At 36.5% G+C, this 22,837-nt stretch carries 10 protein-coding genes; 5 read left to right on the top strand and 5 right to left on the bottom strand.

Translation table 11 applies throughout. The annotated features are described in order from the left end of the window. Window positions 1-31: 31 nt before the first annotated feature. From AB9K26_RS09250 to AB9K26_RS09230, 5 genes are all read left to right on the top strand, one after another. Entirely contained in the window at window positions 32-1,339 is a 1,308-nt protein-coding gene (locus tag AB9K26_RS09250) for a hypothetical protein (RefSeq protein WP_369972280.1), read from the top strand. Window positions 1,340-1,437: 98 nt separating this feature from the next. Continuing rightward, the gene (locus tag AB9K26_RS09245) at window positions 1,438-2,847 is read left to right on the top strand and encodes a gliding motility-associated C-terminal domain-containing protein (protein ID WP_369972279.1); all 1,410 of its coding nucleotides are present in this window, start codon (window positions 1,438-1,440) and stop codon (window positions 2,845-2,847) included. Between the two features lies 1 nt (window position 2,848). Beyond that, window positions 2,849-5,053: a PorP/SprF family type IX secretion system membrane protein gene (locus AB9K26_RS09240; RefSeq protein ID WP_369972278.1), complete on the top strand. Its 2,205-nt coding sequence runs from the start codon at window positions 2,849-2,851 to the stop codon at window positions 5,051-5,053. Between the two features lie 63 nt (window positions 5,054-5,116). Further along, window positions 5,117-13,333, top strand: coding sequence for a T9SS type B sorting domain-containing protein (locus AB9K26_RS09235; protein WP_369972277.1), 8,217 nt, complete (start codon window positions 5,117-5,119; stop codon window positions 13,331-13,333). Window positions 13,334-13,361: 28 nt separating this feature from the next. After that, window positions 13,362-14,369 (top strand): type IX secretion system membrane protein PorP/SprF, encoded by a 1,008-nt coding sequence (locus tag AB9K26_RS09230; protein WP_369972276.1) that lies wholly within the window; start codon window positions 13,362-13,364, stop codon window positions 14,367-14,369. On the opposite strand, the gene AB9K26_RS09225 is transcribed toward AB9K26_RS09230, so the two are convergent. The 5 genes from AB9K26_RS09225 to AB9K26_RS09205 form a co-directional block, all read right to left on the bottom strand. Then, window positions 14,370-15,245 carry a winged helix-turn-helix domain-containing protein gene (locus tag AB9K26_RS09225; RefSeq protein ID WP_369972275.1) on the bottom strand — a complete coding sequence of 292 codons (876 nt, stop codon included), beginning with the start codon at window positions 15,243-15,245 and terminating at the stop codon, window positions 14,370-14,372. Between the two features lie 87 nt (window positions 15,246-15,332). Beyond that, window positions 15,333-15,875: a DUF4251 domain-containing protein gene (locus tag AB9K26_RS09220; RefSeq protein ID WP_369972274.1), complete on the bottom strand. Its 543-nt coding sequence runs from the start codon at window positions 15,873-15,875 to the stop codon at window positions 15,333-15,335. Between the two features lie 21 nt (window positions 15,876-15,896). Then, window positions 15,897-16,262 (bottom strand): hypothetical protein, encoded by a 366-nt coding sequence (locus AB9K26_RS09215; RefSeq protein WP_369972273.1) that lies wholly within the window; start codon window positions 16,260-16,262, stop codon window positions 15,897-15,899. A 137-nt stretch (window positions 16,263-16,399) separates the two neighbouring features. Further along, on the bottom strand, window positions 16,400-19,672 hold the full coding sequence (locus AB9K26_RS09210) for a WD40/YVTN/BNR-like repeat-containing protein (protein ID WP_369972272.1): 3,273 nt from the start codon (window positions 19,670-19,672) through the stop codon (window positions 16,400-16,402). Window positions 19,673-19,804: 132 nt separating this feature from the next. After that, complete coding sequence (locus tag AB9K26_RS09205; protein WP_369972271.1) at window positions 19,805-22,777, bottom strand: M16 family metallopeptidase; 2,973 nt, start codon at window positions 22,775-22,777, stop codon at window positions 19,805-19,807. Window positions 22,778-22,837 lie beyond the last annotated feature (60 nt).

The raw sequence follows: 22,837 nt of genomic DNA, 5'->3' as shown, positions 1-22,837 counted from the left end.
CACTAATCTCAACTTATAAATTTAACCTCTTATGAAAAACTTTACCTTAATTTTACTTTCTTTAATTGCGTTCTGTGGCAGTATGTCTGCCCAGCAAGAAAAAGGGATTATTGGCTATGACAATTGGCTTAATCCTTGGACAGAATTTAGTCCGAACAAAGTAGACTACAATAAGCCTACACAAATCCTAAGCGGTAAAATATCAAAAGACACCAAACTCTATAAAAGCGATATCTATTTGCTTTTAGGTGATGTTTACGTTACCGATAGCACGACTCTAACCATAGAGCCAGGAACAATCATCATGGGTGATTTTGAATCAAAAGGATCTTTAATCGTTTCTGGTGGTTCAAAGCTTGTTGCTGATGGTACCAAAACCGATCCCATCGTGTTTACTTCTAATCGAAGTGTAAAAAAACCTGGTGACTGGGGAGGTGTTTTCGTTCTTGGAAACGCTCCAATGAATACCATCTCAAAAGAAAGCACTTTAAACAACGGATTGCTTCCTAAAAATGCCCAATACATTACTTATGGTGGTGATAATGCGGATGACAACTCAGGTATCTTGAGATATGTTCGCATAGAGTATGCAGGAAAAAGAACTAAAGGTTACGATTATTTCAGCGGATTGACTTTAGCTGGTGTTGGTCAGCAAACCATTGTTGAAAACGTTATGGTTAGCTATTGTGAAGGAAAATCGTTTGACATCCTCGGTGGAAACTTGTTTTTAGACAAATTGGTTTCTTACAAATCTAATGGACATGATTATGAGTTCAACTACGGAACGCAGTGTAAAATCACAAACTCTTTGGCGGTAAGATCACCTTACGTTTCCGGACCTAGTGTTCCAAGAGCAATGAGCGTAGTATCCTATCACAAAAAAGATGAAGTTGATGCTGCCAAGGAACAAACTTTAGTTGTTGCTGAAAACCTAACACTTATCAATTTAAGCGATGATTTAGATTACGATATCAGTGTTGGCTTGGTCAATGAAGCTATTTTCATTGGTGAAGATGTGTCGTTTATTAGCGATAAGAGTGTGATATCAGGTTTTAATCCTGCTGTTGTCTTAGACAAAAAGATTAAAATTAATGCTGATAGCATGAATAAAATACAATTTACCAGAACCTATTTCAATAATTGTAATGGAAACATCTTTAGAGATGGATTTACCAATAATGATGATTTAGAAAATTGGTATGGTAACAGAGCCTTCAATAATGTGTATTCCAAAGGTCCAGATTCTGAAACTTTTATCGATGTTAAAAATCGTAAACGTCCTGATTTCAGATTACGAATCAACAGAATCATTGCCTCTAGCGATATTATTGAAGATTAATCACCTAAAAAAACAAAGCGTATAGAACACAACTACAGCCCTAACAAATGCCCCAAATTAAAACCGTATATAACCTACTAACTCTGATATGCGTTTTCATGCTTACAATCCCTAAGCAAGGAAACGCACAGATCGTTATTGGAACACCAAATTTAGGATTTAGTCAGGCGTGTGCCAGCGAATCGTTTAACACGTATAACCTGACCTTTGTGTTTTCTCCTGAAAGTGGTCTTCAAGCGTCAAATCAGTTTACTGTTGAGCTTTCTGATGCTGATGGCGACTTCTCTAATGCTACAGCAATATTCACCTCTGCGGCCGGAAGTGTGACCACATCACCAGCTACATTGAGTTTCTCTTTCCCAGAAACAACAGCTGGTGAAAATTACAGAATTCGTATAAAGAGTAGCGCTCCAGTTGCTACAAGTACTGGTTCTACTCCATTTGCGGCATATTACAAAATTCAAGATGAACCGTTTTCCATTAATAATTTAGTATCTACAGGTGCTTTTTGTTCTGGTGGTAGTTATGTGTTAACGATTGACAATCCAGGATCAGGAAACAATGATTCCCCTTTGAATTATCCATCATTAACGTTTAACTGGTTTAAGGAAACAGGACCAACAACCTCTGTTTTTGTTGCTGAAGGTGAAACACTTTCTGTGAGTGAACCTGGAACCTATTTTGCCGAAACCAATTATGGAACTTGTACTTCTGATTCCTTTTCCAATCGCGTAACAATCAGTGAAGTGGCTTCTGGTGAAGCTGATGCTGGGATTTCCTCTAGTTTGGGAAATCCGTTTTGTCCTGGTGACGGACTTACAACTTTGAGTACTATTTCTGGAAGTAGCTACCAATGGTTTAAAGATGGAACCGCTATTCCAAATGCAACCGAGCAAATGTATGATACAGAAGAATCTGGAACTTATGCCGTTCAAGTGGATTTAGGAAGTTGTTTTGCTTATGGTGCCATCGAATTGGTTAGCGAACTTTTTGATGCATCAATCGATGTGGATGAATACAACACTATTTCTGAAGAAGAAACACTTACAATTAATGTGTCTTCAACGGCTACAAATCCGAGCTATGAGTGGTATCTAAACAACAACTTAATATCTGGAGCCATAACTGAAACCTACGAAACTTCTCAGTTTGGAAGCTACAAAGTGATTGTAACAGAAAATACGGGTTGTGTGGTGTCTCGAGAATTTACTTTTGAAATTGAAGAAGCACTTGATCCATTTCCTGAAGTTGACAATATTCCAAATATCGTGAGTCCTAATGGTGATGGTTTCAATGATACATGGATCATTCCAACAAAATATGTAAGTGGTACAAATACTGAAGTCACTATCATGACCAATCGTGGAAAAATTGTACTTCAAACCGATAATTATTTGAATAACTGGCCTGAAAATGATTTGGGCTTAACAAGCATAAACCAAGTGTTTTATTATGTGATTAAATCAGGTAATGAAACCAAAAAAGGATCGATAACAGTCATAAGATAAGATGAAACCAATATATGCTTTAATCATATTGATGTGTTCCTTACAACTTCTCCAAGCTCAAGAAGATGACGGAGTGGTTGCGCTTACCTTACCTGTTAGAAACTCGCTAACCTTCAACAGGTTTGCTATGCAACCTACATTTAGTTTTGTAAGAGAACAAACTAAATACATTAGTTTATACAATAAAAGAGAATGGTCACAATTTGAAGATGCTCCTCTTACCTATATGGCTGGATATACTGGTCGATTTGCTGAAAATATTGGTGCTGGACTTAGTGTGTTCCAACAAAATTATGGTGTGTTGACCACTTTTGGAGGTGTTACCAACTTCGCCTACAACCTGCGAATGAACAGAGATAGTAACCTAACTTTCGGGATGAATATTGGTGCTTATAAAAGTGGCTTAAATACCGGAAATGTTGTAAGCAATGTAGACGATCCTGCTTTAGCCAATGTTCCTGAAAACTTCTTATTAACTATAAGTCCGGGAATTAACTACGGAACTGCATTCATTGACTTTGGAGTCGCTATAAATAATCTTGCTGCTTACAATTTCAATACTTCTGAAATGCTTCAAGACAACCCAGAACAAGGTATTCAAGCACACTTAATGTATACTGGCTATATGTCTACGAGGGGATTTTTTGATGAAACCAAATTCTCTGGATTAATACGTTCAGAATTTAAAACTGATGAAACAGTTATTTCAGCTTTAGCAATGCTAACGGTTCCAAAAGGATTCTGGGCTCAAGTAGGTTATAATTCAGTCTTCGGAATTTCTGGTGGTGCTGGAATCAATATCACACCACAAATCGCAATTGAATACAATTTTGAAAAAGCTATTGGTGACTTAACCGAGTTTGGTCCTTCACACGATATCACATTGGCTTACCGATTCAAAAGCAACAAATACTACGATTACAGTAGCGAGGATGAAGTTGTCGGATTGATATCTGGTAACAAAAGAAAACCAATTATTAGTAACGCTTCTAAATCTAGAAAAGAGACTGATGCTAAACGTAAGCTTGCTGAGCAAAAAGCCAAAGAGGAAGCTGCAGAACAAGCGAGATTATTAGGTGAGCAAAAAGCCAAAGAGGAAGCTGCAGAACAAGCAAGACTGTTGGCTGAACAAAAAGCTAAAGAGGAAGCTGCAGAGCAAGCAAGACTGTTGGCTGAACAAAAAGCTAAAGAGGAAGCCGCTGAACAAGCGAGACTATTGGCAGAGCAAAAAGCCAAAGAGGAGGCTGAAGAACAAGCAAGATTATTGGCTGAGCAAAAAGCTAAGGAAGTAGCTGAAAAAGCTACAGATTTAGAAAGTGACATCATTGCCAATCCTCAAGATGACATCACGAAGGCTATGTATGAATTAGCCAAAGAAACTGAAGATACCAAAACTCAACAAAGAGAGTTGTTACAACAGTTTGATGATATGGTTGAAGTTAAGAATGAGGATTTGAAAGCTTTAAAAGAAGAAAATGATTTAAGTGAACAAGGCATTGCTGTTCAACCTCGTCCATTCAAGAGCATCACGGAAGAAAACAACCGATTGAATCGTATCAAATCTAATTTAGACAATATAATCAGTAATAGAAGTTCAAAAATAAAAGAGCTGAAAGAACTGTATGACGATAAATACGAAACCGATACTTTATACAATGATGAAGTCTTCTTGTTCTATAGAAAAACCATTAAGCAATTGGAATCTGAGCAAAAACAAGCTATTGAGGCTCGAAGCAATCTGGAAATTCGATTAGAGGATATTAAAGTGGCTACTGAGTATGAAAGAAGACGTCGAATCAAGCGTGCTGCATTTGATAATGAAGAAGAGCGTTATTCTTTAGATCGCGCAGCATTAAAGAACATTAAGGAAACAACCACAGTTACCAACTCATTGCTTAGTCCATCCGATTTTGATTTTGGTGAGGAACGCAGTGACAACATTCAAATATTGAAAAATGTCAATCATGTTGACAATGGTTACTACGTCATTATGGCTGTTCATACAGATATTGAAAAACGAAACGAATTTGTAAGAAAGGTTGTATCAACTGGAGAATCTAATGTGAACTTCTTCTACGATGTCAATACCAGTAAGTATTATATCTATAGCAAAAAGTATGAGAGTATAGATATGGCAAACGAAGCCCTTAACAATAGAAATAAATCATATAACGAAAAAGTATCCCTCGTCAAAATAGAGAATTAAAAGTATAACTAGGCTAACTTCATTTTTATGCCCTCTAAAAATGAAATTTAAAAAGTAAGTATCATGAAAAGACCTACATTTTCAAAAATCGTCACCATTAGCTTTATAATGCTATTTGGTTTTGGGTCATTCGCCCAAAACTACGAGCCATTTACACCAAGATATGATCAGGATGTTAGGGGAGACATCATTTTGATCGGTAATAATATCCTTGGTCCAGATAACAATGCCTTTAACGATGATTCAGTTTACAACCATAATGTAGACATGCAATACATTGATATTGATGGTGACCCAACAACTTTTAGCTCTTCGAGTGCTGATTTAGAAATCCCAAATCCGAACTGTTATAAAATTATTTATGCTGGATTGTATTGGGGCGCGGTTAATCCTGGGAATGAACCGATTACTGAAGTAAGATTCAAAGGACCAGTAGGAAATTACAATGATATTCAAGGGACAATTATATACAATGCTAATGGAACCACAGTCGATGGTGGTGATAGTTTTTCTTACGCTTGTTTTGCTGATGTTACCGATATTGTTACCAGTCTTGGAACAGATTTAGGAACCTATACGGTTGCTAATGTATCTTCTGGAGTTGGAGAAACAGCCAATTTCTCACCATATAATGGAACAGGACAATCTGCTGGATGGTCTCTTTTTGTTGTTTATGAAGATCCAACCTTACCTGGAAAATCAATTACCAGTTTTGATGGTTTTAGCGCTATTAGTGTTCCAGGAGGAAATCCTACTTTAGATATACCTGTCAGTGGATTTAGAACAATTCCTGCTCCTGCTCCTGTTAGAGCAAATTTTGCATTCGCAACTTTGGAAGGTGACAGTCCTATTTTAGGAGACCGTTTGCGTTTGAACGGTGTGAGCTTATCTACAGCCGATAGACCAGCGACAAACTTTTTTAATAGTTCTGTAACACAATTAAGTGCCCTACCAGTAAATAATCGTGTTCCAAACAGTACTAATACCTTAGGATTTGATACTGGTGTCATAGCAGTTCCAAACCCTGGAAATTCAGTTATTGCCAATGATGCTACTTCAGGAACTATTCGTTTGGAAACAAGTGGTGACACATATTTTCCTTACTTCTTTGCGTTTGCAGTAGAAATCATAGAGCCAGATATTGTATTGACTAAAATTGTTGAGGATGATGCTGGGAATGATATAGGTGGACAATTAGTTGATTTAGGAGCGTCTTTGAATTATGTTATCGGCTTCCAAAATACAGGAAATGACAATGCGACGAACTTCCAAATTAGAGATATTCTTCCAATTAATATTATTTATAACCATCCTACAGATTTAGTTCTACCTCCTGGAGTGACAGTGGCTAGTTATGACCCTGTAACGCGTGAGTTGGTATTCGATATAGATAATTCTCTAGTTGAAGAAAACGATCCCGTTTACGAAATTCGTATTGAAGTACAAGTGGTTGATGATTGTGGCCAACTGGCAGATGCTTGTTCTAACATTATTAACAACCAAGCTTATGCAACTTATAACGGATTTTATAATCCGAATTTTCAAATTTCAGATGATCCAAGTATCAATAGCAATACAGGCTGTTTATTAACGCCTCAAGCGACGAATTTTTTAGCAGATTTAGATTGTGAATTTACTCAGGAAATAATATTGTGTGGCGATAGCGTAGAATTAACTGCTGCAAATGGTTATGATTCATACACTTGGTCTACAAGTCCAAGTGGTAGTCCCGTAATTGGAACAGGTCAATCTATTACAGTTACCAGTACAGGCACCTACTACTCTTTCAATAATGCCATTGCGCCATGTCAATCAATTGAACAAGTATATGAAGTTGAATTGTTTGGTGGAGATATTGAAAACCCTGTCATACCTTACGCTGATGAAGTTGTAACTTGTCCTAACGATGGTAAACTTTTACCTAATATCTTTTTATGTGGTGCTGATGATTCAAGAGCTATTGAAACCAATATAGCGAGTGCTACATCCATAATCTGGGAACAATTGGATGAAACGAGTTGTCCTCCCGTTGCTAATTCAGATTGTGCTAATGAGGATAGCTCATGTACTTGGAATCAAGTTGGTACTGGACCAAATTTTACAGTCGATACTGCTGGTCAATATCGCTTAACAATCAACTTCTCTGGAGGTTGCTTTGTACAATTTTATTTTAATGTCTACCAAAACCTTTTAGATCCTGATGTCATTTCTGAAGACATCATTTGTACAACTCCAGGAAGCATCACTGTTATTAATGTGCCTTCAGGTTATGAGTACAGTTTAGACAATGTTAATTTCCAATCGAGTAATGTATTTTCAGTAAGTACTGCTGGACTATATACGGTCTATATCAGACAAATTGGTGTTGCAACGAACCCTTGTGTTTTTACGGTTCCTGATGTTCAAATCTATGATCGTGATTTTTCAGGTTCAACAACCGTTATCCAACCACTTTGTCATGGTGACAAAGGAAGCATACTTCTTGCTGCCAATGATGTTGATCCGCAATATTCTTATGCTATTTATGAAGGTGGAACCTTGGTCAATAGTGTTGGACCAATAATGGAAAACACTTATAATTTCGAAAATCTAAATCCAGGAACTTATACAGTTACCATTGAAACTGAAAATGGATGTCAATATTCTGAAGATGTCACCATCGTTGAACCACCTTTACTAACAGTTACTGCTGCGATTACGACACCTTTGACTTGTAATGATGGTGTCATTACAATTTATGCTGAAGGCGGAACACCTCCTTACTTCTATTTCATCAACGGGTCTTCCGATTTTCAAACCGATCCAGAAATCGTTGTTACAGCTGCTGGTACTTATGATATATTAGTTATTGATTCTAATAATTGTAGTGCTTCTACAACCATTTCAATTGATACGGTTCCAGCACCAGAGTTTAATGTTACAACTACAGACATTGCTTGTGCAGATGCTACAAATTCTGGAGTAATTTCAATTGATGTTACTGCAACTAATGGAAATACCATCGAATACAGTATTGATGGTGGTACAACCTTCTCAAATTCTTCGGTGTTTACAGGTTTAACGGAAGGTAATTATGATGTTGTCTTGCAATATACAGTTGGGAATTCTATTTGTACAACAGATCCACAAACGGTAACGATAACCGCTAACACTGCTATTTCAGGTACTGCTGAATTGTCTGCTGATTACACATGTTCTTCAAATGCAACAATCACAGTAACTGGAGTTACTGGTGGTGATGCGCCTTATGAATATAGTATTGATGGTGTTAACTTCCAAACTGGAAACTCCTTTTCAGGGTTAACTGCTGGAACTTACACTATTACAATTCGCGATGCAAATAGTTGTACTTCAATAACTAATGATATTACAATTGAGCCTTTAAATCCACCAACGGATTTAGAATTCAGTAATTCCCCTGTTACTTGTCCATCAAATACTGCAGATGTTACTATTACAAGTACAACTGGAGGAACAGGAACATTAGAATATCAAATCATTGCTCCTACGTCTTATGTAACTCCTTACCAAACTTCTAATGTGTTTACAGGATTAGAACCTGGAACCTACACCTTTCAAGTAAGGGATGAAAATGATTGTGTGTATTCTGAATCGTATACGATTGATCCCATTCCATTCCCAACCATAAATGTGGTACTTACACAAGGTCTGAACTGTACGGTTTCACCAGATGCTATCATTACTGGAAATATTACAGGAACTGCACCTTTTACATATGCAGTTTCAATTAATGGAAATCCATACACATCATTAGGGAGTACTGGAACTACATACACTTATAATGCTGCTAGTGATGGGACCTATCAATTCCAAATTACTGATGCCAATGGTTGTGTAGCTGAATCATCAGTGATTCAGGTGAATCCTTTGTCATTACCAGAACTTAGTCTGGTAGCGCAATCAGCTGATATTTTATGTCATGGTGATTCTAATGGTGCTATTGATATCACTATCGATACTAGTGTAGGAACACCTCCATTCAGTATTAATGTTTATAATAATTCAACAGGAACAGACTTTGGTACACAAACCTCTGGATTACCAACTGGAGACTATACCATCACCTTAACGGATGCCAACTCATGTACAGATACAGAAACCATCACTATTAGCGAACCAGATGCAATTGTAGTGGATTACACGACTATTGATATCACTTGTTCTGCAGGTGGTGTTTCACAAGGTTCAGTAATCATTAATTCGGTGTCTGGTGGAACGGCTCCTTACAACTATTTTGTAACTGGAACCAATGGTTATTCCAATTCAGAATTGAATACTACTGGATCTACATCTATTAGTTTTGATGTTGTTGATTTCGGATTATACCAAATTAATGTGGTGGATGCCAATGGCTGTTCTGTATTGGAACAGGATGTTTTGGTAGCCTCGCCTCCAACCGATTTAGATATTTCGGTTACTGCTACTGTAGATTGTTTATCTGGTGGAGAAGCTGTAGTTAGTGTTGGTTCTACTTTAAGTAGTTCTGGACCATTCTTTTTCAGTATTTATCAAGGACCTATTTCGGTGTATCCTAATCCGCCAGGATCATGGATTCCTGAAGATGCTCCAGGAAGTGAATCGGCAACTTTTACCGGACTTATACCTGGCGTAACTTATACGTTTATCGTATATGATGCCTCAACAAATTGTAGTTACTATGAGCCAGCAACAACACCGATTCCTACTAACTCTACCTTAACAGCAAGTGCTTTAAGTTCAAATAATATCACATGTACAGGAAGTGCCGATGGTAATGTTTCTTTTGATATCAATAGTGTTTATGGTTCATCTGTTGATGTGACGTATGAAATTTTTGATTCACTAACTTTAAATTCAACTGGTATTAGTGGAACAGGAACAGTTCCTGCTGGAGGCACATTATCTGTTACCAACTTAGGGCCATTGCCTTTCGGAAACTATTTCGTTTCCATCAGTGAAACTTCTGGACCAAATTCTGGATGTGGAGTGATTACTGCTACATTCAATATTACCGAATCAGCTTTTCCTTTGGATTTAACAGTATCAGTAGATCAAAATGCCAACTGTAATGCAAATTCTGGTGTTATCAGTGCGATTGGTCAAAACGGAACAGCACCTTATTTATATCAGCTAACCACTACTCCAACAGCTCCTTTAGCTACAGATGCTGGTTGGGTTTCCAATAGCACATTTAATTTAGATGCTGGCAGCTATTACATTCATGTTTTAGATGCTTATGGTTGTATTGTCTCAAGTTCTGAAGTGATATTGCCTGGAGATCCAACACCTGTAATTTCAGCAACAGTTGTTGATTTATGTACTGTTTCAGAAGGACAATTTGAAATCAATGTAAGTTTAGACTCACCTGGTATTGCTCCTTATAGTTACAGTATTGATGGTGGTGCATTCCAAACCCAAACGGCACCTTTTACAATCGCAAATCTATTTTCAGGGACACATACTGTAGAAATTCAAGATGCTAATGGCTGTGGAAACTTAGTCAGTCTTGACATTCCTGCACCAATTGGAATTTCTGCAAACGTAACAAGTTTCCCTTCATGTTCTAATGATGATGGTGAAATTACTGTTGAAGGCACAAATGGTTCTGGTTCATATTCTTACAGTATCAGTCCGAATCCTGCATCTATCAATTTAGCTGGAAACATCTATTCTGGTGTTCCTTCGGGATTGTATACCATCACCATTTTAGATACTGTTACTTCTTGTTCTGAAGAGGTTACCATTGCTGTTCCAGAAGCAACACCTTTAAGCTTTACAGCTACTTCAACAGCTGTTACTTGTTTTGGAGATAATTCTGGAACTATAGAATTAAATATTTCAGGATATACAGGAAATTATACCTACGAAATATTTGATGCATCAAATACTTCAGTTATGGGACCAGTTAATGCCAATACATCTACAAACCCATTACTAGTTTCTGGTATTTCAGCTGGAACTTACACTGTTGAAATTATTGAAACTGAAAGTCCGTTCTGTTCAGAAACCGCTACAATTGTGGTATCGTCACCTTCAGAGAGCTTAGCTTTAACCGCTTCGGAAACCTCAAATGTAACATGTGACAATAGTCAAGGTACAATTACAGCAATTGCTTCAGGTGGTTGGGGAACGTACGAATATGAATTAACAGGTGATGCCAATGTGGCTTATTCATCAAATAATGTCTTCAGTAATTTATCTGCAGGAAATTATACTGTAAATGTTAGAGATGCTGAAGGTTGTATTGCAACAGTAGCTATTGAATTGATTGCACCAACACCTATTGACGCTACTTTTACACCAAGTACAACAATGTTATCCTGTTTTGGAGATCAAGATGCCTCAATTACCATAACTAATGTAACTGGCGGACAAGGAGCAGATTATATCTATACCTTAAATACCATTGCTCCTAATTCAAGTACATCAGGACCACAAACCGCAAATGTATTTTCAAATTTAGGGCCAGGAACTTATTCTGTAACAATTGAAGACAGTTTAGGATGTTCATTGACTTCAGTAGATATTGTAATCAATGAACAAACTCCTGTTGATGCCAATTTGGTATTGGAAACAACCCAAAGTTGTACTACTGAATCTACATTAACACTTTCAGCTTCAGGTGGTATAGGTCCTTACACTTATAGTACTGATGCAAATTTTGCGACTGTAATTGGAACATTTACAAACGCTATAACTTTTTCAGTACCAGATGGTACGTATCAATACTATGTGAGAGATACGAATGGTTGTGTGGCTAATGTATCGAATGAAATTACTATCGATCCACTTCCTGAGTTAACCATTAATCTACAATCTGAAAATCCAACAATCAACTGTTCAGGAGATAATACTGGAAGTATTGTAGCTACTGCCCAAGGCGGATTAGGAAACTATGTCTATACTTTAGAAGATACACTTGGAAATGCTATTAATGCAACACAAAATACACCTGGATTGTTCACAGAGCTTGTGGCTGGTACTTATGTTGTAGTTGTTGAAAGTGGTGACTGTAATGTAGCCTCTGCTCCAATCAGTATTACTGAGCCATTAGCTCCTTTGGAAGTTGATTTCACAGTCAACAACATTACTTGTAGTGGAAATGATGATGGTATGTTGATAATTAATGCTACGGGAGGAACAGGAGTTATTCAATATGCAATTTCACCTCAATTGAACCAGTTTTTCAATACCAATGTTTTTGAAAATCTTTCTGCAGGAACTTATGATGTGATCGTCCAAGATGAATTAGGATGTTATGTGACTTTCAATTTCACTATTGAAGATCCAGAACCAGTAATTTTGAGCATTGTTCCAAACTCTTTGTTTGAGGAAACTTGTGCTGGTGAGGCAAATGGTGAATTTAGTATTGACATTTCTGGCGGTACCAGACCTTACAGTGTTAGTCTTGATGATTATAACGGTCCTTATGATACTGGTGCCATAAATCAAACCATCTTTGATTTTACTGGATTAAATGGTGGTGATCATATTGTCTATGTAAGAGATGCTGAAGGATGTGAATCTGAATGGAACATTACTTTCCCAGAACCTATAACAATCGATCCTTTGGTTGATGTTATCATGGCTTGTGAAAATAACAGTTTTACAAATATCGTAACCGTCACAGTTGATGATAGTGTTACCGATTTATCACAATTGGATTATTCTCTAAATGGTGGTCCATTCCAAATGGATAATGTGTTTACAGATATTCCTGCTGGTACAGGTCATTATATTGATGTTCGCCATACGAACGGCTGTATTGTAACCACTGAATTATTTGATATAGGAGATTATCAGCCATTATCATTAGTACTTGTTGAAGGAGAAACTGCTGGAGAAATCATTGCGAATGTTACTGGTGGTGTTGGTCCTTACGAGTTTACTCTAAATGGCGATAGTCGAGGCGAAAACAATACGTATATCGTGACTGAAGAAGGTAATTATACAGTTGTAGTAGTAGATAGCCTTGGTTGTGAAGCCAGAGCTACTATTAATATAAATATTCTCGGTCCTTGTATTCCAAATTGGTTCACTCCAAATGGTGATGGTGTTACCGACACATGGGCTCCTGGTTGTGTTGAAGACTTCCCAAATCTGACCTTCGATATTTTTGATCGCTACGGAAGAAAAGTCGCTACACTTACTGTAGGCGAATATTGGGATGGTCGCTATAATGGTACCGAGTTACCTACTGGTGATTATTGGTATGTCGTAAACCCTAACAGTCCATTATTAAAACGACAATACGTTGGACACTTCACCCTATACAGGTAAACATTGAATGACTAAAAAAACTAATGACATGAAAAAATTAACCCTACATATACTTCTTTTTCTTTCCATTTGCTTTGGCTACGGACAGGAATTGAATTTACCTGCATGGACTCAATATCTCGCTGATAATAGTTTTGTGATTTCACCAACGTATGCTGGTATTGGCGATAATTTTAGAATTAGAGCTAATGGACTCACGCAATGGGTCGGTATTAAAAACGCACCTGACAACCAATCGGTGTATGCCGATTTTCGAATTTCGAATCGTTCTGGCGTAGGTGTGTCTGCTTACAATGATAAGAATGGAAATACGCGTCAACGAGGTATCAAGTTTTCATTTGCGCACCATTTAACTTTGGACTATAAGTCAAAGCAGTTTTTATCCTTTGGTTTATCATATAACATCAATGCCTTCCGAATAGATATTGAAAACTTTGAAACTACTGAGGAAATTCCAATTATCGACCCAAGCATTGATGGTGATAGAGCCATTTCAAACAATAACTTTGATTTTGGTGTCTTGTATCGTTGGAAAGATTTTTACTTAAGCTTTAACGCTAATAACTTTTTAGATAAAGACATTGATGAATTTGTAGAAATTGAACCAAGCAAATTATTGAATTACCAGATCTATACAGGCTACATCATTTCTCCTAAAAGAAACAGAAGTGTTGAGTTCGAACCTTCTATCTTTTATCAAATGTTCAATAGTGATAAACGTTCCAGTACAGATATCAACTTCAAATACAGAAAATTTAATAGAGCTGGAGATTACTATTGGGTTGGCGGTTCTTACCGTTTTCTTAATGATCAATTCTTTAATCCATTAAATATTGGTCCGATGGCTGGAATGATGAAAAATGGATTGTATCTAGCGTATTCGTATCAAATAACCATGAATGACCTATCCGGATTCAATTCAGGGACGCATATGGTAACCATAGGATTCGACTTTTTGCAAAATGCAAGTAATTGTCCGTGTACCCAAGGAAGTAGCTGGAGAAAATACAGATACAATGGTACAAACAGAAACTAGTTAATCGATTTCTAGTTTATAGCCTATTCCATGAACATTGGTGAGCTTTATCGAAGCGTCTTCTTTAAGTTTTTTACGCAGTTTGGAAATGTAGGTATCTAGGCTTCTTCCTACAATAACACCATTGTCTTCCCATACTTTTTTCGTGAGTTCATCACGCTTAACGACTTGATTTTTGTTTGCAACAAAAATTTCCAAAATCTCACATTCCTTTTTAGATAAGTTAATCTCTGTTGCTGATTTAACCAAAATGTTCTGTTCAGGATAAAACTTAAAGCTTCCTAAGTGATATCCTTCACTTTTAGGAGTATCCATTTCTGAATTTTTATTTTTTAATTTTTGATTGCTTTTAAAAGTCCATAAAGCCAAAAACAATAGGATAACCAATAATGAAATATAAATCCAATCTTGATTTTGTTTCACAGAAGATGCGTCTATAAATCGTACCGTTATAAAATAGCAATCTAAAGGAAGTTTACGTTCGAGACAGGGAATTAAGGTGGACTCTAAATCTACATTCATCTCGTAACTGTAGGATACGTCCATGGTTTCGCACTGCTGCACTTCTACACGATAATTGTTTGGGAGATTTGTTGTTTCAAAACTGTTTTTTATTGCATTAACCAATTCATCAGGATTAAATTCAAGATGATTTTGAAAAGCAAGTCGATACTTAGATTGTTCAATTTCCTTAACAGGCAATATCAAAGATGTAGAATCTCTATTTGTTAGTAACAGTGTATTTCCAACATCTCTTAGGGAAATCTTTACGGTTTCAGAAAATTCCTCATGTGTATCATCTGATTTAGGAAGCAACCAGACTAGAAAAACGATGCTAAATAGAACACTAAAAATTAAAATCTGTAACTTTTTCATAGAAAACGTAAATAACAGATTTTAATTGATATTTTGAAGGCATTGACACATCTTTTACAATTTTTTTACATTTTAAAGGCACAAAATCTATAAAGCTGAAACTTGACCAGAATAGCGTATTGGTCTACGGGAAGTGCTGTTTAGATGTATCGAAGATTTCAAATTGGGAAATAGAGTAATGACAAATTGAATTGTTTCTGTTTGGGATTTTGCATCGATTTTAATGACGTAACTGTTATTTTTATCGTTTTGAGTTACCGAATAATCTGAATACAACCCTTTCACAGAAACGGAGTTATCTGAACCATTATAACCAGAATATAGTTGCCGTTCACCATAATAGGGAAGTTCAGCAAAAATACTATCACCTTTAATCGTTACATAATTAGGAATACTAATAAGATCTATTTGTCCGACACTACTGCCTCTAGGAACCAAACCAGTATTTTGAAGACTATTCATAGCAGAAGTGACTTGAGGATATGCCCTATCGGAAACAATTCTATAGTATTTCTCTTCCACCATTTGCTTAAGTTCCTCTAATTGATCAGACGACGTTATTGATGGTTTTGTTCCACAGGAGCAGAACATCAAAGGTATAATTAAAAGCAAATAATAATTGGGTTTCATATCACATTCAATTTACAACAACTATTTCTCTTTAACGACTTTCAATGGCTGAATTTCAGGCTTAATACGTTTGTATACTTCCATTTGAGGTTGTGTCAAGACATCATTCATGGCTTGGGTTTCTCTTGCTTGAAGTTTGGCCAACATGGTTAATTCATTTTTTCCATTATACTTATCCTCTATCTCAATTCGCCTTAACAAGTAGTCCTCCAACTTTAATTTGAATAAAGCTTTTTGCTTTGCTGTCATTGCCAATTGTCGATCATATTGATTTGCTAGATCATTAACTTTCTCTTCTATTGCAAGACTAGCATCTTTTACAGGTGGATATTGTTGAGCAGTTGCATAATTAAAACTCAGTAAAATAATTAATAGTGTGTATAACATTTTCATAATTTAAATATTTGATTTACAATAAATTAATAAACAAAACTTAATTTTACAAGCCTATTAAACAAACCTTAACAAAAAAGTCAGCTACAAATAGATGTAACTGACTTTTAAATTTTAAAACCTAGTTCGTCTTAGTTTTTATAACCTCGACCAGGTGTGTAAGGTGCTCCAGAAGCAATTAACTTTTGTTCTAATTGTTTCACATCAACATTATAAATGGTCTCCACTTTTTTCTTAATCGCAGAAATGTCTCTTTTTGCAATAGCGAAACTGTTTTTATGGGTTTCTGTCGGTGCTGATGTAGAATATTTCTGTTCATAGCTAATGTTTCCAATTCTATTTGCTGGAGTTTGTGGCTGACTGATATCCAAGTTTCTCTTAATTGGATCACCATATAATTCAACTGAAACAGCATCCAGTTTTTTCTCAATATCCAATACCGTTGCTGTTAAAGCTTCATAAGGTTGTTCTGAACGCTTGATAGCCGATTTGATATAACGTAATTTGTTATTGGCTTCACTCATGATTTGTCGTGTTGCAGAGTAGTCAGCTTCCAATTGCGCTACTTCTTTTTGGAAGGCAACCTTAGCCGCTCTATCTTCAGCAGGCATCACAGTATTTTTCAAGGCTTTTACAGAAAATGACTTTGGTGCCACTAGAGAGGTCATCGTTCCATCTTTAAATAAATCCATTTGAATTGTGTAAGTACCTGGCTCAACCAAAGTACCTTCATCTATAGGTTCCCATGGATTGTAGAACGATGATTTGCTCAAATCAATCGGATTAGGAAGTGTATATCTTAAATCCCAATGAAAACGTTGAACACCTTCTTTTGGAGTCTTGAATTCTTTCTTAACAACTTTTCCATTACTGTTCTTAATGGTAAATACCAATTGCGGTTCTTGTTCCTCTCGCTCTTGCTTTAAAGCATCATAACTTGGGTAAGGTGTATCCTTACGAGCTTCAATAAGATCCTTTTCTTTTTTACTGCGCTGTTCTTTTAAAGACTTATAATCCTTACCATAATAATAGGTTATCATGGCTTCAGGACCTAAGTTTTCAGAGGTATAAAAATTATCACCTTGGAAGGCTTTACCTGGCAATCCAAGTGGTGAGCTACGTTCCCAAGTTAAAGCCTCACGGATTGGATATAAAATGGCATCTTCAGAAATGGTACTATTTTCAATACTTCTTAACGCTGAATAATCATCAAGTACATAGAAGCCTCTTCCGAAGGTTCCTAAGACCAAATCATTTTCACGTTCTTGAATCGCAATATCACGTACTGCAATAGTTGGCAATCCAGCAGCTAATTCCTTCCAACGTTGTCCTTGATTTGGCGAGAAAAAAGCACCATATTCTGTTCCACAGAAAATCAAGTTTTTATCCACATGGTCTTCTTCAATAGCATACACGCTACCTTTTGGCAAGTTGCTACTAATGCTGGTCCATGAACGTCCCTTATCGGAAGACTTAAAAATATACGGTTTAAAATCACCATACTTATGATGATTAAATGCTACATAAATCACATTGGCATCATGTTTTGATAAATAAACCGCATTCACATACGAACGATTTGGTGCACCAGGAATATTGGAAACCTTTCTCCAAGTATCTCCTCCATTTTCAGTAATATGGACTAACCCATCATCTGTTCCAACAGCTAATAAATTTGAATCAATTGGCGATTCAGACAATGCCACAATACTTCCATATAATGATGTTGAACCATTTTTAGCAACCGCATCGATACTTACGACACGATCATAAACTTTCAAGGTGTTTCTATCGATTTGTTGTGATAAATCATCACTGATGACTTCCCAACTATTTCCATAGTCATCTGAGCGAAACACTTTATTGGCTGCAAAATATAAACGACCCGATTTATGGCGACTCACAGCCAAAGGCGAATCCCAATTAAATCGGTAAGCATCTTCACCATCACGTTCTGCTGGTTGGATACCAACAATTTCACCACTCATTTTATCAAAGCGAACTAAGTATCCATACTGAGATTGTGCATAGACGATGTTAGGATTTTCAGGATCAATCTGTGATTCAAATCCGTCACCTCCATTGGTAATGAACCAATCAAAATTTGTGATGCCATGATTCGTCAAAACACGTGATGGTCCACCAATACTGAAATTATCTTGAGTTCCACCATAAATATTATAGAACGGATAATCATTATCAACAGCGACTTTATAGAATTGCGTTACTGGAATATTTTCCTTAAAATCCCAAGTTTTAGCAGCATCAAAAGTTTCGTACATACCACCATCACAACCTACAAGCCAATGCTTATTGTTATTTGGATCAATCCACATACAATGGTTATCCACATGTTTAAACACCTCTCCTACTTTCTCGAAACTTCTTCCACCATTATGACTTACAGACATCCAAGTATCCATTGAATAAATCGTATTTGGATCGACAGGATCGGCAATGATTTCTTGGTAGTAATTACCACTCGTTACATGAGAACTGCGCTTTTCCCAACTTGCACCTCTATTGGTAGAGGCAAAAAAGCCACTCTTGCCATCAGCAGCTTCTACGATAGCATATATAATTTCTGGATCAGCAGGAGAAATCGCTAAACCAATTCGTCCCAATTCTACATTTGGTAATCCGTTATGGACTTTGTTCCAAGTTTTACCACCATCCGTACTTTTATGCAATCCTGAACCTGGTCCTCCACCAACATAGGTGTACACATGTCGTCTTCTTTGAAGTGTAGAAGCGTACAACACCTCAGGATTTCTTGGATCCATAACCACATCGTTGACACCTGTATGCTCATCTACCGTTAGAATAGCGTTCCACGTTTCACCTCCATCTTCGGTTTTATATAAGCCACGATCACCTCCTTTACTCCAAAGCGGTCCAATAGCAGCCACGTACACTACATTGGAATCGTCTGGATGGACGATGATTTTTCCTATATGTTCAGATGTTTTTAAGCCCATATTTTTCCAAGTTGCTCCTCCATCAATGGATTTGTAGACACCATCTCCAAAAGACACAGAGCGCTGATTGTTGTTTTCGCCTGTACCTACCCAAAGGACATTGGTATTATTTGGATCAATGGTAATACAGCCAATGGAATACGAACCTTCATTATCGAAGATTGGCATAAACTCCACACCAGAGTTTACCGTTTTCCAAACGCCTCCTGCAGAAGCAGCTACATAATATTCAAAAGGGTTATTCGGATTTACAGCAACGTCTGAAATACGACCTGAAGTTAATGAAGGTCCGACACTACGCCATTTTAATCCGGAAATTTTGATATCATCTAAAGGTTGTTTGTCCTCTTTCTTAGATTTTTGAGCTGTTGTAGCTTGAAAAGAAAACAAGAAACAAACCAAGTAAACAAGGGTTATTTTTTTCATTTTATAATAGTTTTTTATAAGTCGCCTAAAGATAACAAAGTAATTGCAATGGTTGGCATAAGTTTAAACGGAATCCATAAAAAAAGCAGCTACTAAAATAGCAGCTGCTTTATTAAAAAACACTAAGATCTATTACATCTTAACTTTTTCCGGTTTTTCGTAATTGAAAAGATAATCTACATCCATTTCTTGAACTTTTCCAAGTTTGCCAAGGGCATCAAAATCGATGTCTTTTTTGTTACCAATAACCATAACATTGTAGCTTTCACCTTGAATGTTTTCATTAAAGAAATCACGTAAATCCTCCATGGTCATATTCTTGATCGTGTTATACATCGCTTCACGGTTATCGTTATCGATACCTAATTTTTTAAGTCTTTCATAAGACCAAAAGATATTTGATTTGGTGATACGCTCAGCCGCTATTTTCTTCAAGGTAGCTTCTTTTGCTGCATTAAATTGCTCTTCTGCTTCAGGCATGTTTGACATTAATTCCATCATAGCATCAACAGCTTCAGGCATTTTATTGGCTTGCGTTCCAATGTATGCCATCACATAATTTGAATCTTCTTTTTTATTTGCAGTCATATATCCTGAATACGCTGAATATGCCAAAGATTTTGACTCTCTAATCTCTTGGAATACAATAGAAGATAATCCGCTACCAAAATAAGTATTGAATAATCGAGATGCTGCCATGTTTTCAGCTTTGAAAGGTTCACCTTTCGCTAAGAACAGCATTTCAGATTGTACCATATCGTAATCTACAAAGTAAACATTTCCGCCTGTTTCTTTTTCAGCATACGCCATCGCTTCAGGATAATCGTTTAATTCACCTGAAACTGAATGATGAGTATTTAAAGCAGTAACTGCAGCATCCACATCTTTTCCATAATAGAAAATACGTTGATCAAAATCTTTCATACTCTTTACGATATCAACCAATTCTTGAGGATCCATGGCTTGTAACTCGCTGATTTGATAGATGTTTCTAAGACGGGAATTCTCTCCATATTGTCCGTAACTCATCAAACCACTATAAAGTATATTTCCTTTTTGGGTTTTGTTATCTTGACGTGATTTCGCAATCGACTGTACATATTTGTCATAAGCCTCAGCATCTGGAACCGCATTATTCCATAAATGCTCTAAAAGCTCAAGTCCTTTAGGAAGGTTTTCCTTTAAACCACTTAATCCAACATAAGTCGTTTCTGCTCCTGTACTAACGTAATAGTTAACGCCCAACTTATAAAATTCCTTTTTAAGTTCTTCAGCAGAATACTTATCAGTTCCTAAATATTCCATATATCCAGCAGCCAAGCCAAGTTTTTTATCATTATCACTTCCCATATCAAAAATGATATTCATATTGAACAAGTCATTCAATGGGTTGTTGATATAAGATACCTCAATACCATTATCTAGCTCAGTAGATTGAATTTCTTCTTTATAATCAACAAACTTAGGTTGTAGTGGCTGTGATTCAACAGTATTAAAGTTTTTAAGGAATTCTGAACTCTTGTCTCTGTTTAAGTTGACAGGTGTAATTCCTGGATTTTCAACTTTTACAATAGAGGTGTCTTCGCCCTGACGTTTGTAAGTGATTACGTAATTGTCTTTGTAAAAATCTTTAGCAAAAGCTACCAATTCTTCTTTAGAAATTGATCTGAGATCATCTAAAAACTTAACACGATTTTTCCAGTCTTCATGCTTAATGAATGCATCCACATACATACTGGCTAAAGCACTACTGTTTTCATATTGACGTGTTTGATTAAGTTTTAGGTCATTTATAACCGCATCGATCATCCAATCTTCAAACTCGCCGTTTTTTAATTTTTCTATTTGCTCCAGAAGTAAAAGCTTTACCTCGTCTAAACTCTGACCTTCTTTTGGTGATCCAGTAAAAGTATGATAACCATATTCCTTAAGAAATGTTGGTGAACAACTTGCATTTTGAACCACTTGTTGTTGGTTCAAATTTAAATCGATCAAACCAGCATTACCGTTAGCCAAAATCATATCACATAAAGTAACATATTTTTCTTCCTCAGTTCCTGCAGCATCACTTCTAAAAGCAATTGATACATTTTCAGCAGTTGGACCAAAAACTTCTTTAACGATTGGTTCAGTGATTGGTTCTTCCTTTGGTAGCGTTGGATGAACTACTTCTTTCTTCTCTAATTTTCCGAAGACATTATTGATTTTAGTGATGGTTTCATCAAAATCGATATCACCTACCAAAACCATGGCCATGTTGTTTGGGACATAATACTTATCAAAATAATTGTGGATATCTACCATTGATGGATTTTTAAGATGCTCTCCTATACCAATAGTTGTTTGCTGACCATAAGGATGGTTAGGGAATAATCCGTCTAACATGGCTGCATAACGCTTTCTGAAGTCATTATCCTGTCCTCTGTTAAACTCTTCGAAAACCGCTTCCAATTCGGTATGGAATAAACGCAATACCAGTTGACTGAAACGTTCTCCTTCAACCGCAAGCCATTTATCTAACTCATTGGTTGGAATTTTATTGGTATACACCGTTTGCTCAAACCATGTGTATGCATTGGTTCCAGTAGCTCCAAGCGAGCTAATCATCTTATCATATTCATTGGCAACAGCATAGTTGGAAGCTTCTAAAGAAACTTCGTCTATCTTTTTATAAATCTCACGTTTTTTGTCTGGATCGGTTTCAGCACGATGCTGTTCATATAGATCCGCTATTTGATCTAAATAGCCTTTTTCCTTCTCCCAATCTAATGAACTGATTTCATCGGTTCCTTTAAACACCATATGCTCAAGATAATGCGCTAATCCTGTAGATTCTTTTGGATCGTAATTAGAACCAGCCCTAACAGCGATATAAGTTTGGATTTTAGGCTCGTCTATGTTTTTGCTCAAATACACCTTCAATCCATTATCTAAGGTATACAAACGCAAACCTGTTGGATCGTTAGATACGGTTTCATAAGAAAATCCGCTCGCATCTTTTTTTGTTTCAGTAGCATAGGCCAAATCTTTGTTGGCACTATCATTCTTACAACTAAAAGCAATAAAAGCTAAAGCTACAAGAATGATGGGTTTAAAGTACTTCATGATAAGTTTTCAGTTTAAATTAATTGTATAAAAAATCCGTTAGCTAAAATAAAGCTAACG

The sequence above is a fragment of the Psychroserpens sp. XS_ASV72 genome, assembly GCF_041224425.1.
In the GTDB taxonomy this organism is placed as follows: Bacteria; Bacteroidota; Bacteroidia; order Flavobacteriales; family Flavobacteriaceae; genus Psychroserpens.
Note: the sequence above shows the minus strand (reverse complement) of the source record. Positions and strands in the feature narration are given on the sequence as shown.